Source organism: Micromonospora sp. WMMD734, from assembly GCF_049178975.1.
Classification (GTDB): domain Bacteria; phylum Actinomycetota; class Actinomycetes; order Mycobacteriales; family Micromonosporaceae; genus Micromonospora; species Micromonospora wenchangensis.
In genome coordinates, this window is the sequence record NZ_JBMHMK010000001.1 from 4,249,353 (window position 1) to 4,264,572 (window position 15,220).

Here is a 15,220-nt window from a genome sequence, read left to right on the forward strand (position 1 = left end):
AGCAGCCGTCTCGTCGGCGTCTCACCACGTCACCCACACAGGACAACTGATTGACGTTTCTCAATGTTATGCCTACAGTTCCGAAAGAGTAACCGAAAGTTTACCGAAAAGATGATCGGCTCCGGCTGACCGCCGTGGCTTCTCCCCGGGCTGACGCAGGCGGTGCCGGACCGGCACGCCGACGAGCCGGGAGGAACCAGAGACATGACGCAGGTCGTCCTGTTCGCGATCGACATCTGCGCGGTGGCGCTGCTCGTGTTCGGGCTCTACTTCCCCCGACACCGACGCCGCGACCTCGTCGTCGCCTACCTGGGGGTCAACGTCGGGGTCCTCGCGGTGGCCAGCGCCCTGAGCGCCAGCAACGTCGGTGCCGGAGTCGGGCTGGGGATGGCCCTGTTCGGGGTGCTGTCCATCATCCGGCTCCGCTCGACCGAACTGGACCAGCACGAGGTGGCGTACTACTTCTCGGCCCTCGCCCTCGGCCTGCTCGGCGCGCTGGGCACCCGCTCGGTCTGGCTCAACGGCGGCCTGATGGCGCTCATCCTCGCGGTGATGTTCCTCGGCGACCACCGCCGGGTGTTCCGGCACTACCGGCACCAGATCCTGGTGCTCGACTCGGCCGTCACCGACCACGTCGCCCTCGTCGCCCACCTGGAACAGCTGCTCAACGCCCGGGTGCACGTCGCCACCGCCCAGCGGGTCGACCTGGTCAACGAGACCACCGTGGTCGACGTGCGCTACTCGGTGGCCCACCGCACCCCGGCGTCCACCCCCGGTTCGCCGGTGCCGGCGGGAGCACGTCGATGACCCCGCCGCCGTTCGCGTCGGCGCTGGCCGACCTGCCCCCGGTCGGGCTCGCCGAGCTGATCGACCGGGCCGCGCTGCAGAGCCGGGTGGACCGCAAGTACGTCGTCGCCCTGGACGAACTGCCCGGCCTGCTCGACCGGATCGCCCCGTCCGCCCGGGTGCTGGACATCGACGGCACCCGCACCTTCCGCTACGAGTCGGTGTACTTCGACACCCCCTGCCTGGCCAGCTACCACGGCGCGGCGTACCGGCGGCGGCGACGCTTCAAGGTGCGCACCCGCACCTATCTCGACTCGGCGCAGTGCTGGCTGGAAGTCAAGGTCAGCGGAGCCCGGGGGCTGGTCACCAAGCACCGGCTGCCCTACCGGCCGGAGGACCGTCGCACCGTCCGGTCGGGGCGGGACTTCGTGGACGAGGCGCTCGACCGCGAGTCGATCCGGTCCGCCCCCGCCGGTGGTCACCTCGAACCGGTGCTGGTGACCGGCTACCGGCGTACCACGCTGCTGCTGCCGGCGACCGCGAGCCGGGTCACCATCGACACCGACCTGCACTGGCAGGACGACCGCCGCGCCCTCGGCCTGCCCGGGGTCGCCGTGGTCGAGACCAAGACCCGGTCGGCGGCCGGCCCGGTCGACCGGCTGCTGTGGCAGCGCGGCACCCGACCCGCCCGCATCTCGAAGTACGCGACCGGTCTGGCCGCCCTGCGACCGGAGCTGCCGGACGTGCCGTGGCGACGGACGCTGCGCCGCCACTTCCGCGACGCCACCGGGTCGGCGACACCGGCACCGGCACCCACCACCCCCCGAGTCAACCAGGAGACATCGTGCGTCTGACCGTCCGCCCGCCCACCCGACGTACCGTCGGGATCGCGGCCGTGGCCATGCTCCTCACCGGGCTCCTCGTGCCGCACACGGCACAGGCCGGCCCGTCCGCCGCGACCGCCGGCCCGCCCGCCACCCGCGCCGGGGTCACCACCGGCCTGGACACCTCCGCCGCCGACGCCGTCGCCGCCGCCGGGGCGGCGGACGACCTGGTCGGCGACATCGTCTTCTCCCGGCCGAGCGGCACCTTCCAGGGGGAGGTGACGGTGTCGCTGAGCACCGCGATCGGCGGCGCGCAGGTGCGGTACACCACCGACGGCCGGCTGCCCACCGCGCAGTCGCCGCTGTACGCCGGCACACCGCTGCGGTTCACCCGGACCACCCAGCTCCGCGGGCAGGCCTTCGTCGGCCAGACCGCCGCCGGTGCGCCCGGGACCGCCATGTACGTCGCCCAGAACGTCGCCACCGCCCACGACCTGCCGGTGGTCCTGCTCGACTCGTACGGTGCCGGCAAGCCCGGCCGTGAGTACCTCGACGCCACCGCCATGGTCTTCGAGCCGGGCGGCGGTGGCACCACCTCGCTGGCCGCGACCCCGACGGTCGCCACCCGCGCCGGGTTCCACCTGCGCGGCCAGTCGTCGGCGTCGTTCGAGAAGACGCCGTACCGCGTCGAGCTGCGGGGCAACGACAACGACGATGCCGACTACCCGATGCTCGGCATGCCGGCCGACTCCGACTGGGTGCTGCGCGGGCCGTTCAGCGACAAGGCGTTGATCCGGGAGGCGCTCGTCTACGACCTCGGGCGCGAGATGGGCATGCCGGCGCCGCGGTACCGGTTCGTGGAGTTCTACCTGAACACCGACGCCGCCCCGGTGGCCGCCGGTGACTACATGGGCGTCTACATGCTGGTGGAGACGATCAAGAACTCGAAGAACCGGCTCGACCTCAAGCAGCTCGACGAGGACGACCTGACCCTGCCCAAGATCCAGGGCGGGTACATCTGGAGCTTCGAATGGCTGGCCGCCGAGGAGCCGACGCTGACCTGCACCGGTACGGCGGCGACCTGCTGGAACTACCTGGAGGTGCGCGACCCCTCACCGTTGCAGGCACCCCAGCGGGACTGGCTGCGGGGCTACGTCCAGGAGTTCCACGACGTGCTGCGGGCACCGAACTCCGCCGACCCGGTCACCGGCTACCGGAAGTACATCGACGTCGACTCGTTCGTGGACCAGATGGTCCTCAACGAACTCAGCCGGGAGATGGACTCCTACATCCGCAGCGCGTACTTCTACAAGGACCGCGACACCAAGATCCTCGCCGGCCCGCTGTGGGACTACGACCTCACCTTCGGCGTCGGCGGCTACTTCGGCAACGACCAGATCGCCGGCTGGCAGTACCAGCAGACCCGGCAGCCGCTGGCCAACGACTGGTTCCCGCAGCTGGTGCGGGACCCGGCCTTCGTCAACCAGCTCCGGTCCCGCTGGCAGACGCTACGCCGGGGCCCGCTCGCCGACGCCGCCCTGCAGACCCGGATCAACGCGCTGGCCGCACCGTTGACCAACGCCGCGCAGCGCAACTTCCAGCGCTGGCCCAACCTGACCGCGCCGATGGTCGGCCCGTTCTACACCCCGACCGCGTCCACCTGGCAGGGCCAGGTCCAGGCCATGCGGGACTGGATGCTGCGCCGGGCGGCCTGGTTGGACTCCACCGCCGGCTGGGGTGGCCCGGTCACCACCCCGCCCCCGTCGCCCACGTCACCCGCCCCGACCACCCCGCCGCCCACCACCGCACCGCCGACGACGACCCCGCCGCCGCCCACCACCACCCCGCCCCCGGCCACCGCGCGCTGCACCGCGACGTACACCGTGACCAGCCAGTGGACCGGCGGGTTCCAGGGCGAGGTACGGGTCACCGCCGGTACCTCGGCGATCAGCAACTGGACCGTGACCTGGGCGTACGCCAACGGCGAGCGGGTCACCCAGGCCTGGAACGCGACGGTGACCAGCCAGGGCACGACGGTCACCGCCCGCAACGTCGCCTACAACGGCGCGCTCGCGGCCGGTGCCAGCACCTCGTTCGGGTTCCTCGGCTCGTCCACCGGCAGCCCCGGCCTCCCGGTGCCGAGCTGCACCACGGGTTGACCCCGGGCTACCTGGCACCGGCCGGTCTTTCCGCCGGTGCCAGGTAGCGTCGGACCGTCAGTCCCCGGCCGCGGTCCCGGTCGTGGCCCGGTTCAGCCGCTCCCGGACCCGGGCGGCGTCCGGGTGGCCGAGTTCGTCGAGGATGTCCAGCGCCCGTCGCCAGGTCCGCACCGCCCCGTCGGGGTCGCCCGCCGTGTGCCGGGCCTCGGCGAGCCGGGTCAGGGTGTCCGCCTCGTCGTACCGGTCGCCGATCCGCCGGTACAGCGCCAGCGCCCGGCCGTAGCAGCGGATCGCCTGCCGGTGGTGGCCGAGCCGGTCGTGGATGAAGCCCAGGCTGTCCCAGGTGTTCGCCTCGCCGTGCCGGTCGCCGGTCGGGCGCAGCAACGTCAACGCCCGGGTGCAGTGCTCCAGCGCCGGCCCGTACTGGCCGAGCTGGGCGTGCGCCCACCCGACCGCGTTGCGGGCGCTGGCCTCCCCCGCCGGGTGGCCGGCGGCCCGGTACAGCGCCAACGCCCGCTGCCCGTGCCCCAGCGCCTCGGCGTACCGGCCGAGCCCGTCGAGCATCGCCCCGAACGCCCGGTGGGTACGCGCCTGACCGGTGCGGTCGCCGAGCGCCCCGAACAGGCTCAGCGCTTCCCGGTAGTGCTCCACCGCCTCGTCGACCAGGCCCAGCCGGCTGAGCACCCGGGCGAGATCACGGTGGGCGTTCGCCTGCCCGGGTCGGTCGCCCGCCCGCCGCGCCCCGGCCAGGGCGGCATGCTGGGCGGCGGCCAGGTCCGACCAGTTGCCCCGGCGCTGGAGGAAATCCACCAGGCTCCAGGCCAGTTGCCAGGCGTGACCGTCGAAGCCGTGCCGCCCGGCGTGGGTGACCGCCGACAGCAGCACCGGGTACTCGGCGGTGAACCAGGCCAGCGCCCGCCCGTGGTCGGTCGGCTCCTCGGGGTGCACCCCGGGCAGCGGGTCGGCCAGGGCCACCGGGTCGCGGCCCGGTTGCAGCAGCAGTGCCGCCGCGTGGGCGCTGTGCACGTAGTGGTCCAGCCCCCGCCGGACCGCCGCCCGCCGGTCCTCGCCCGGGTCGAGGTTCTCGGCCAGCTCCCCCGCGTACGCGCGCAGCAGGTCGTGCGCGACGAACCGGCCGGGTGCGTGCTCGGTGACCAGGTGGGCATGGGCCAGCTCGGCCAGCAGCCGGGACACCTGGCTGCGGGGCAGGCCGGCCAGGCTCGCCGCCGCGGCCAGCCCGACGTCGGGCCCCGGATGGCAGCCCAGCAGCCGGAACAGTCGCGCCGCCGCCGGCGTCAGGTTCCGGTACGACCAGGAGAAGACCGACTGCACGTCCGTCCCGGTGTCCCCGCCGTCGAAGGAGTCCAGCAGACGCGGCGACCCGCGTAGCTCGGCGACGATGGTGGCCAGCGGGAACGTGGGGTGCGCCGCCCCCCGCGCGGCGAGCACGGCCAGCGCCAGCGGCAGCCGTACGCAGCGTTCGATCATCTCGTCGACCGCCTGCGGTTCGACGGTCAACCGGTCCGGGCCGAGCCGTCGGGCGAGCAGTTGCCACGCCTCGGCGGTGCTGAGCAGGTCGACGGCGATCTGCCGGGCCCCCTCGGCGGTGATCAGGCCGGCCAGCCGGTTGCGGCTGGTGACCAGGAACAGGCAGCCCGGGCTGCCGGCCAGCAGCGGCCGTACCTGCTCGACGTCGCGGGCGTTGTCCAGCAGCACCAGCATCCGTCGGCCGGCGAGCAGGCTGCGGTAGAGCCCGACCTGCGCGGGCAGGTGGGTGGGGACCCGGTCGGGCGGCACCTCCAGGGCTTCCAGGAAACCCCGGACCGCCTCGGCGGGCGTCACCACCGCGCCGGTGGCGTCGAATCCCCGCAGGTCGACGTAGAGCTGTCCGTCGGGGAAGCGGTCGGCGACCCGGTGGGCCCAGTGCACCGCGAGGGTCGTCTTGCCGACGCCGGCCGTACCGGACAGGGTCAGCGTGGTGGTCGGCTCGCCGTCGCCGGGCGTGCCGTGGCCGGCGCAACCGGCGTCGAGCTGGGCGAGCTGCGCGGCCCGGCCGACGAACCCGGGCAGCGCCGGGGGCAGCTGGCGGGGCACCGGCAGCCGGGTCGGCGGGAGGCCGGCCCGCCCGCCGCCGGCCCGGGAACGGACGACCGCGCGACCGGCCCGGCCGGTGGAGGGGTGTTCCGGGCTGGCGAGCCGGCGGCGCTCCTCGACCCGGTCCCGCGCGGTGGCCAGCGCCCCCTGCTCGGCGGGGCTGGCCCCGAGCAACCGGATCAGGGTGTCGAACCGCTCCGGCGGGGGCAGGATGTTCCCGGCGAAGTACTCCCCGATCACCCCACGTGACCAGCCGGTCTTCGCCGCGAGCTGGCGGTAGGTCAGCGGGGTCTCGCCCTGTTGCCGGGCCTCCCGGCGGCGGAGCTGCCGCAGCAGGGCGGCCAGTTCCTCGACGGTGTGTATCCCGGTGTCCAGTGGGGACATCGGGGCCGCCGCACGAACCGTCCCGGCCGTCGGCTGCCGGATGCCCGAAGGGACCCGTTGGTCGGACATGCGGCCTCCACCCCCGGCCATCCGTCGCCCCGGATGCCGACAGGGGGAGGGTAGGACCGGCGGCACAGCGTCGGGTAGGCGACCGCCGATGTATGACAGTTTCATGTCGGTCCGGTTTCGTCGACCGCAGTCCTCCAGCGTTCGTCCGCCGTCCGTCCGGCGTTGTCCGGGGGTGTCCGGCCGTGTCCAGGATGCGCCGCCGGACACCCGGGGCACCTGCCAATGTCCCCAGGGCGGGTTGAGGCCCGCACCACGAAACCCTGGGGAAGGGGTACGTATGTCTCGTCCACACCCGACCGGGCTGCTGCGCCGGGCCGCCGCCGCGGCGTTCGGCGTCACCGTGCTCGTCACCGCGGTGGCCACCGCACCGGCCACCGCCGCGCCCGATCCCGCCGCCGGGGGCAAGGTGACCGCCGCCGGGTCGTTCGTCGACAGTACGCCGGTGCCGGGCGGCTTCGCCTCCTGGAAGGAGCTGCTCGAACTCCAGCAGCGGATGAACACCGCCGCCGCCCGGATCACGAAGCTCGCGCAGCGCGACGCGAAGTCCGGTTTCGCCGGGGTGATCGCCGATCCCACCACCCGCAAGCTGCAGGTCTTCTGGAAGGGCGAGGCACCGGCCAGCCTGGTGGCGACCAGCCGGGCCACCGTGCCGACCGAGGTGCTGCCCGCCGCGTACACCCGGCGGGAGCTGGACGTCGCGGCGGCCAGGCTACGCCGGGCGGCCGGTGACAAGCTCACCACGGTCGGGCCGCGCGCCGACGGCGCCGGCCTCCTCGTCGGTACGCAGAGCGGCCTGCTCGGCGCGGCCGGGATGGCCGGCGTCCCGGTGACCGTGCAGACCGGTGTCGCCGCCGCGCCCGCCACCCGGTGGGACGACACCGCCCCGTGGTGGGGCGGCGGCGCGTGGCGCAACGCCACCACCGGTGGCGGCTGCTCGACCGGCTTCGGGGTCTTTCAGGGCGGGTCGGCGCGGATGCTCTCCGCCGCGCACTGCGGCAACATCAACAACGCCGCGACCGACCCGACCGGGCAGTCGATGGGCATCGTCGGCACCCGCAACGCCGGCACCGACACCCTGCTGCTGTCGGGCGCCTCGGGCGGACGGGTCTTCAACAACAGCACCGACGCCAACGGCGCGGTGGTCAGCGAGTTCAGCAACCAGGTGATCGGCGCGCAGGCCAGCCAGGTCGGCAACTTCGTCTGCACCTCGGGGGCGTACTCGGGGACCCGATGCTCGATCCAGGTCAAGGCCCGGAACCTGTGCATCAACGTGCGTGACTTCGGCACGGTCTGCGGCCAGGTGCAGGCGGAGAGCACCACCCGTACCAACGCGGTCGGCCAGGGCGACAGCGGCGGCCCGGTGGAGATCGTCAACGCGGCGAACACCCTCCAGGTCTGGGCCACCGGCACCAACACCGCCATCGACGACGGCGGCGCGGTGACCGCCTGCACCGGTTACCGGCCCACCGGTCGGGTCTGCGCCTGGCGGATGTACTACGAGGACATCATCTCCGGGATGGCGGGCGTCGGCGCCTCGGGCGTGATCCTCGGCTGACGGACCAGGTCTCCGGTCGACGGGGGGCCGGCGGAGGAGGGTGGACCGGCGCGGCCCCGTGCGCCGGTCCACCCGACGGCCGGGTCGGTACGCGTGGCTCGCACAAGCCGCCGCACCGGCTGCGCCGCTGGCCCCTGCCGTCGATGGTGATCTGACCGCCCGGCACCGGCCGCGTCACCGACCGCCCGCCCACCCGCCCGCGACCCCGGGCCGGGTGGGCGGGCGGTCTCGCGTCCACCCTCGGCTGGCGGTTCTCGAAAGTTTCGGGTATACAGGGGAGGCGGCCCCCTCGCGGCCGAATTAACACACGCCCCCTGCGGCCCCATCTCGGTGACAGCCGACGTCAACCCGTCGAAATCGGTTCCGCGTCGGACCGCTGCTCAGGACAATGTTTCGGGAAGATTTCCGAAACTTGTTGACAGGTGGAGCATCGACACCCTACCGTCGCCATCGACGGCACTCGATGCTGTCGACACCACCCACCGCGACCCGTCCCCCCGGTTTCTGCTGGACGACCGGCCCACCACCGCGTGGTGGCACACACCGAATGACCGGCTGCCGCACCTGGCCACGGACAGTCCACCGGGTCGTACCGCGTCGCTGGCGTCCGCCAGCTGTCACGAGGAGGAACACGTACATGAGCGACACCTCGACCCGACCGCGAAGGAGCGGTCGCCTGCGGCTGCTGCTCAGCGCCGCGTGCGCCGCGGCGCTCGCCGTCACCGGCACGTTCATCGCCTCGCCCAACGCGTACGCGGAGAACGACCGGACCCTCACCTCGAACCTCACCGGCACGCACAACGGCTACTTCTTCTCGTTCTGGAAGGACAGCGGCAACGCCAGCATGACGCTGCGTGCCGACGGCCGCTACAGCAGCAGCTGGGACCGGAGCACCAACAACTGGGTCGGCGGCAAGGGCTGGGCCACCGGCACCCGGCGGACGGTCAGCTACTCGGGCAGCTACAACCCGGGCAACAACAACACCTACCTCGCCCTGTACGGCTGGACCCGCAACCCGCTCATCGAGTACTACGTGGTGGAGAACTTCGGCAGCTACAACCCGAGCAGCGGCGCGACCCGGCTGGGCACGGTGACCACCGACGGCGGCACCTACGACATCCTGCGCAGCCTGCGCACCAACGCCCCGTCGATCGACGGCATCCAGACGTTCTACCAGTACTGGAGCGTCAGGCAGCAGAAGCGCAGCAGCGGCACCATCACCACCGCCAACCACTTCGACGCCTGGGCCCGCGCCGGCCTGAACCTCGGCACCAACCACAGCTACCAGATCATGGCGACCGAGGGTTACCAGAGCCAGGGCAGCTCCGACATCACCGTCCGTGAGGGTGGCAGCGGCAACCCGACCAGCGGGCCGACCGCCAACCCGACGACCACCCCGCCCGCCGGCGGCAACTGCACCGCGGTGCTCTCGGCCGCCGAGCAGTGGGGTGACCGGTTCAACCTGAACGTCGCGGTCAGCGGCACCAGCAACTGGGTGGTCAGCCTCGGCCTGGGCGGCGGCCAGAGCATCCAGAACAGCTGGAACGCCTCGGTCAGCGGCACCAGCGGCACCGTCACCGCCAGGCCGAACGGCAACGGCAACAACTTCGGCATCACCATCATGGCGAACGGCAACTGGAGCTGGCCGACGGTCAGCTGTCGAACGGCCTGATCCCGACCGGTTCCTGAGCACGACACAGCGGCGGGCGGCCCCGGTGACACCGGGACCGCCCGCCGTGGCGTTGCCTGCGGTCAGCCGCGTATCCACTGCTGGTTGCTGCCGCCGTTGCAGGTCCAGAGCTGGACGGCGGACCCGTTGGCGGTGGCCCCGCCGTTGATGTCCAGGCACAACCCGGAGGCGACCCCGACGATGGTGCCGTCGGCGTTGAGCCGCCACTGCTGGTTGGTGCCGCCGGTGCAGCTCCAGATCCGGGCCCGGGTCCCCGACGCGGCGCTCGGCACGTCCAGGCACTTGTTGCCGTAGACGGTGAGCTGGTTGGTCGAGGTGAGCGACCAACGCTGGTTGGCGCCGCCGTTGCAGTCCCAGATCTGCACCACCGCGCCGTCGGTCTGGCTGGCCCCGTTGACGTCCAGGCACCGGTTCGAGCCCGCGCCCCGGATCTCACCCGTCGGGGTGCCCGGGGAGCCGACGGCGGTCACCGAGAGGTTGTCGAACTGGGCGGTGACGCCCTGGCCGGTGCCGTACCCGATCTGGCCGGCGACCCAGGTGGAGTCGGTGGCCGTGCCGACGGTGGTGCCGTCGATGGCGGCGGTCAGCGTGCTGCCGTTGAGCGTGAACGACAGGTTGTGCCACCGCCCGGTGCCCAGCGCCGAGGTGTTGCCGCTGGCCAGGGTGCGCCAGTTGCCGCTGGTGTTGTTGCTGCGGATCGACCAGGCCCCGCCGTCGGTGACCCGGAAGTAGTACCCGTTCATGTTCTGCGGGCCCTGGTGGTTGTAGGTGTTGCCGCGCCCGATGAGCTGCGCGTAGCCGGACTTCTCCAGCAGCACGTCGGAGGAGACCGTGTAGTTGCGCCAGGTCAGGTCGCCCAGCAGGGTGTACGGCTCGGCCTGCCCGGAGGTCCAGTAGATCGGGGCCTGCTCGGACATCTGGCGGACGCACTGCCCGCTGCGGCCGGCGGCGCACCCGACGATCTCGAACGAGCCCTGCTGGTCCATCAGGTACCGCGCCTCACGGCCGGTGGCGTACGAGTCGAAGGTGTCGGTGTACGGCAGCTTCAGGTTGCCCTGCGCCGGGCTGACCGCCGTGCCCTTGCCCTGCCCGCTGGTGGTGGTGATGCTGTAGACGTAGCCGGGCTGGACGGTGAGCGAGAAGCGCCCGCCGCTCGGGGTGATGTCGCTGCCCCGCACGAAGTGGTCGGCGGTGTTGTTGGAGCGCACGTTGGTCGACCAGACCCGTACCGTGCCGGTGGACAGGCCGCCGGTGACGGTGAAGTCGAGGGTCTGCGCCGCGCTGGCGTCCATCGTCTCGATGATGGTGCTGTAGTCGCTGTTGTTGGTGGACTTCAGCGAGACGTAGCTGCCGTTGTTGCGGTTGCCGCCGATATACCCGCTCGACGCGTCGAGGTAGCGCCAGCCCGGGGCGGTGAACTGGGTGGTCTGCGCCATCACCCAGGCGTTCTTGCCGATCGAGTACGCCCCGGACCAGGGCTGCTGGGCCACCGCCACACCGGTGGTCGCCCACGGGATGTTCGGGGTGATGGCGGCGATGACCGGCCAGTTGATGTACGCGGTCATCTTGCCGTCGAGGTAGCCCCGGTTGATGCCCCGGGCGAGCGCCTGTGCGCCCGCGTTGTAGTCGTCGGAGCCGTTCTCGCTGGCCCACAGCGACTTGCCGGTGGACACCGCGTTGTTCGAGCTGGGGCAGCTGGTCTGAGCGCTGCGGTAGCCGCAGACGTAATGGCTGCCGAAGACCTGCACGGCGTTGCCGAAGGCCGGGTCGCGCAGCGACTCGTCGGCGGCGCCCCAGCCGAAGTCGTCCGACGCGATGATCTTCACGTTGGCGTAGCCCCGGGCGTTGAGGGTGGAGCGCAGGTTCTTGTACCAGGTGGCGTTGTAGCCCTTCTCGTTCCACCCGCCCAGGTAGTTGATGGTCAGCCCGTGGGTGCCCGCGCAGTCCAGCCAGGCCACCAGGTAGTCGATGGAGTCGGTGGACCAGAAGTTGCCGTTGCCGATCCAGCCCGGCGCACCCCAGGCCAGGCCGACCAGGGCGATGTTGGGGTTACGGGCGCGGGCCTGCTCCATCATCCACCACTCGTAGCCCCGGTTGCAGTTGATGCTGCCCCGGGTGTGCTCGTGGCTGGGCTCGGCGCCGGAGGTGGAGTTGGTGTCGCCGCCGATCTCCACCTTCATCAGTTGCATCGCCGCGCCGTAGCCCGGCTTGAACAGGTAGTCCAGGATGTCGCTGCGTTGCGGCTCCGGGTAGTCGACGAGCAGCCGGCTGTTGCCGCCCCCGCCGCTGACCGCGCCGATGCCGTCCAGCGCCCGGCCGCCGGACCCGCCGTTGATCGTGATGGCGGTGGCCGCCTGGGCGGGTGAGGCGAACCCGGTGAGCACGGCCGCCGCCGCGACCGTCGCCCCGAGCAACGATACGGCCCACCGCCGGGGACGCCATCCGCTGTGCCACGGTCCGCGCGGTGCCCCGCCGCCACCCACACCCCGTCGACGACTTGTTGAACTGAACATCTGACTCGCCTCCCCAGCCGGTCTCCGGCCCCGAAGCTCTCCGGCGCGGGACGGGACGCTGCCCGTCGACCCACGCGGCCCTGACATCGTTGATCATCGATGATCAGACGTCACATGCTAGGCACCACAACGCGCTGCGGTCAACGTCACCAGTGGAGCGAAACCGCCGATCAGCGCGCCTTTTGGTGAACGGATCCGGCGGCAGACTTTTGTAATGATCAGACGAATGTTCCGGCGGAGGCCCCACGCCGGCGGGAGGCGGGCACACCGCCGACCCGACCGTCGCCGGATCGGCGGCGGCGCGGGTCGACGGCGTGGCGCGTCCGGATCAGCCCGGCAGGACCAGCTGCGCCGGGGTCGAACGGTGGGTCGTGGTGCCGTCACCCAACTGCCCGGACATGTTGTTGCCCCAGCACCACAGGCTCCCGTCGGTACGCACGTCGCAGCTGTGATAGCTGACGGCCAGGTTCTGCGTCCAGGTGGTCAGGGTGCCGACGCGCAGCGGAGCGGACCGGTGGGTGGTGGTGCCGTCGCCCAACTGCCCGAACCCGTTGTTGCCCCAGCACCACAGGCTCCCGTCGGTACGAAGTGCGCACGACGAGTCCACGCTGGCGTCCACCTTCGTCCAGGTGGTCGCGGTGCCGACCTGGATCGGGCTGGTCTGCACGCCGGTGCCGGCGCCGACCTGGCCGTACCCGTTCTCACCCCAGCACCACAGCGTCCCGTCGGTGCGGTTCGCGCAGGTGTGCGCGTGCCCGGCCGTCACGCCGGCCCACGAGGTCGCGGTGCCCACCTGCGCCGGGGTGGCCCGGTAGCCGAGGATGCCCACGCCGAGCTGCCCGTCGGTGCTGTCGCCCCAGCACCACAGGGTGCCGCCGGTACGCACGCCGCAGCTGTGCGCGTACCCGGTGGTCACGCTCGTCCAGGTGGTCTCCGTGCCCACCTGCACCGGGCTGGTCGCCCGGGAGGGGGACGTGCCGACGCCGAGCTGCGCGTTGCGGTTCAGGCCCCAGCACCACAGCGTGCCCGTGGTCTGGACGCCACAGGTGTGGTTGGCGCCCGCGCTGACGCTGGCCCAGTTGGTGGCGGTGCCGACCTGCACCGGGGTGCTCCGGCTGGTGGTGGTGCCGTCACCGAGCTGCCCGTTGTAGTTGCCACCCCAGCACCACAGCGTGCCGTCGGTACGGATCGCGCAGGTGTTGCTGGTGCCCGCGTCGACCTTCGACCAGGTGGTGGCGGTGCCGACCTGCACCGGTGTGGTGCGGTTGGTGGTGGTGCCGTCACCGAGCTTGCCGCCGTAGTTGTCCCCCCAGCACCAGAGCGTCCCGTCGGTGCGGATCGCGCAGGTGTGCAGGTCGCCGGTGGTGACCTGGGAGACCGTGGCGGCGGCGAGGGCGGCGCTGGACGCGCCCCGTTCCGCGACGGCCGTGCCCGCGACCGCCGCACCCGCCGAGAAGCCCACCGCGAGCGCGGCGACCCCGAGCGAGACCGCCGCGGCGGTGCCCGCGGTGCGGGCCGCCCGTCGCCATCGGGCCCACAGCCGACTGTCCTGTTGTTCGTTCATGTTCTGTTCTCTCCCCAGACGAACGTCGATTTCTGCACGGCGGAGGCAGCGTCGCCCCGGCGGGTCGCATCGACCCACCTCGTACAGCAGTGACCCTATGCATTGAATTGCATCAATGCATAGCTCCCGCCGGGGCAACCTTGGTCCTACCGATGTCCTCCGCTGACGTCCCAGCGGCTCAGCTCCGGCTCCACCGCTGGCCGGCGCTGCCGTTGCAGTCCCAGATCTGGGTACGCGTGCCGTTGGCCGTACCGCTGCCGACCACGTCCAGGCAGCGGCCCGAGCCGACGGCGGTGATCGTGCCGTCGGCGTTGAACCGCCACCGCTGGTTGGCCTGGCCGTTGCAGTCCCAGATGATCACCGAGCTGCCGTTGGCGGTGGCCGCGCCGTTGACGTCCAGGCACTTGCCGCCGAACACCCGCAGCTCCTGGGCGGCCGTCGAGGTCCAGCTCTGGTTGGCCTGCCCGTGGCAGTCCCAGATGATCGCCGCCGAGCCGTTGGTCTGCGTGCCGCCGTTGACGTCCAGGCAGCGCCCGGAGGACGAGTTGCGCACGGCACCCGTGCCGCCCGGGGGCGGGGTGGTCGGGTTACCGGTCGGCGTCACCGTCGGGCTCGGCGTCGGCTCGGTGCTGCCGAACTGGGTGAAGAACCGCCACACCTCGACCTTGGTCCAGGTCCGCACGCCGCTGTCCCCGCCCCCGTCGACCGGACCCGGGGTGTGCCCGCCGTCGAAGGCGGCCCACACGACCGGGTAGCCGGCGCGGCAGCCGGAGTAGGTGGTGGTGATGTGGGTCAGGCTGCCGGCCCGGGGCTCGGGCGGGCTCTGCGCCGTGCACCCGTTGTTGCGCACGAAGGTGTCCCGCAGGGACCGACCGGCCGAGACGTTGAGCACCGGGTCCCCGATGCCGTGGATGCCCATGTAGGCGATCGGCTGGCTGCCACCGCTGCACCCGCTGAGCTGCCCGCCGGAGTAGACCGCGACGGCCCGGAAGACGTTCGCCCGGGAGCAGGCCAACGAGTAGCTCATCCCGCCGCCGTAGCTGAAGCCCAGCGCGAACAGCTGCGTGGTGTCGACGCACAGGTCGTTCTCGATCAGCCGGACCATGTCGTCGACGAAGGTGACGTCCTGGCCGCCGGGGTTGGCCCAGCCGTTGCCGTTGCCCTGGGGGGCCACGAAGATCGTGCTGTTGTTCGCCTGCTGGCGCAGCCCGTAGTAGGACCAGGCGGCCCCGTCCGCGCCGCCCCCGTCGACGTCGTTGGCGGTGCCGCCGTTCCAGTGGAAGCCGAAGATCAGCCGGTACTGGTGGTTGCGGTCGTAGCCGTCGGGGATCCGGAGGATGAAGCTGCGGTTCTGGCCGCTGCTCTGGATGGTCCGCTGGCCGCTGGTCAACGTGGGTGCCCTGCCGCACCCGGCGGTCGCGGCGGCCGCCGAGACACCGGCCGCCGCGGCGGTGGTGCCGGGGCCGCCGGCGAGGGTCGTCGCGCCCACGGTCACGACGAGGGCCGCCGCCGCCGCGAGGGAACCGAGGATGGATCTGCGCCTTGTCACGATGGGGCTCCTGCCACTCGGCATGACTGCTTC

The 15,220-nt window shown here is 72.2% G+C and carries 9 protein-coding genes; 5 read left to right on the forward strand and 4 right to left on the reverse strand.

Going from position 1 to position 15,220, the window contains the following annotated elements:
• Positions 1 to 204 precede the first annotated feature (204 nt).
• The 3 genes from ACN267_RS18040 to ACN267_RS18050 are packed head-to-tail and all read left to right on the forward strand — an operon-like array spanning position 205 to position 3,769.
• Positions 205 to 807 carry a DUF4956 domain-containing protein gene (locus tag ACN267_RS18040; RefSeq protein ID WP_204956738.1) on the forward strand — a complete coding sequence of 201 codons (603 nt, stop codon included), beginning with the start codon at positions 205 to 207 and terminating at the stop codon, positions 805 to 807.
• Positions 804 to 1,640 (forward strand): polyphosphate polymerase domain-containing protein, encoded by an 837-nt coding sequence (locus ACN267_RS18045; RefSeq protein WP_421489184.1) that lies wholly within the window; start codon positions 804 to 806, stop codon positions 1,638 to 1,640. Before ACN267_RS18040 ends, ACN267_RS18045 begins: the two co-directional genes overlap by 4 nt.
• Positions 1,631 to 3,769 carry a CotH kinase family protein gene (locus ACN267_RS18050; RefSeq protein WP_421489185.1) on the forward strand — a complete coding sequence of 713 codons (2,139 nt, stop codon included), beginning with the start codon at positions 1,631 to 1,633 and terminating at the stop codon, positions 3,767 to 3,769. Before ACN267_RS18045 ends, ACN267_RS18050 begins: the two co-directional genes overlap by 10 nt.
• Before the next feature lie 57 nt (positions 3,770 to 3,826).
• Here ACN267_RS18050 and ACN267_RS18055 read toward each other — a convergent pair whose 3' ends face one another.
• Entirely contained in the window at positions 3,827 to 6,316 is a 2,490-nt protein-coding gene (locus tag ACN267_RS18055) for an ATP-binding protein (protein WP_421489186.1), read from the reverse strand.
• Positions 6,317 to 6,593: 277 nt separating this feature from the next.
• On the opposite strand from ACN267_RS18055, the gene ACN267_RS18060 reads away from it, so the two are divergent.
• Entirely contained in the window at positions 6,594 to 7,871 is a 1,278-nt protein-coding gene (locus tag ACN267_RS18060) for a hypothetical protein (protein WP_421489187.1), read from the forward strand.
• 637 nt (positions 7,872 to 8,508) lie between these two features.
• Entirely contained in the window at positions 8,509 to 9,543 is a 1,035-nt protein-coding gene (locus ACN267_RS18065) for a glycoside hydrolase family 11 protein (RefSeq protein WP_421489188.1), read from the forward strand.
• A gap of 80 nt (positions 9,544 to 9,623) precedes the next feature.
• Here the strand turns inward: ACN267_RS18065 and ACN267_RS18070 are convergent, their stop codons facing one another.
• The 3 genes from ACN267_RS18070 to ACN267_RS18080 all read right to left on the reverse strand — a co-directional run bounded on the left by ACN267_RS18070 (position 9,624) and on the right by ACN267_RS18080 (position 15,187).
• Positions 9,624 to 12,074: a ricin-type beta-trefoil lectin domain protein gene (locus tag ACN267_RS18070; protein ID WP_421489189.1), complete on the reverse strand. Its 2,451-nt coding sequence runs from the start codon at positions 12,072 to 12,074 to the stop codon at positions 9,624 to 9,626.
• 328 nt (positions 12,075 to 12,402) lie between these two features.
• Positions 12,403 to 13,638 carry an RCC1 domain-containing protein gene (locus ACN267_RS18075; protein ID WP_421489190.1) on the reverse strand — a complete coding sequence of 412 codons (1,236 nt, stop codon included), beginning with the start codon at positions 13,636 to 13,638 and terminating at the stop codon, positions 12,403 to 12,405.
• Positions 13,639 to 13,816: 178 nt separating this feature from the next.
• Positions 13,817 to 15,187 carry a lectin gene (locus ACN267_RS18080; protein WP_421489191.1) on the reverse strand — a complete coding sequence of 457 codons (1,371 nt, stop codon included), beginning with the start codon at positions 15,185 to 15,187 and terminating at the stop codon, positions 13,817 to 13,819.
• Positions 15,188 to 15,220: the final 33 nt, after the last annotated feature.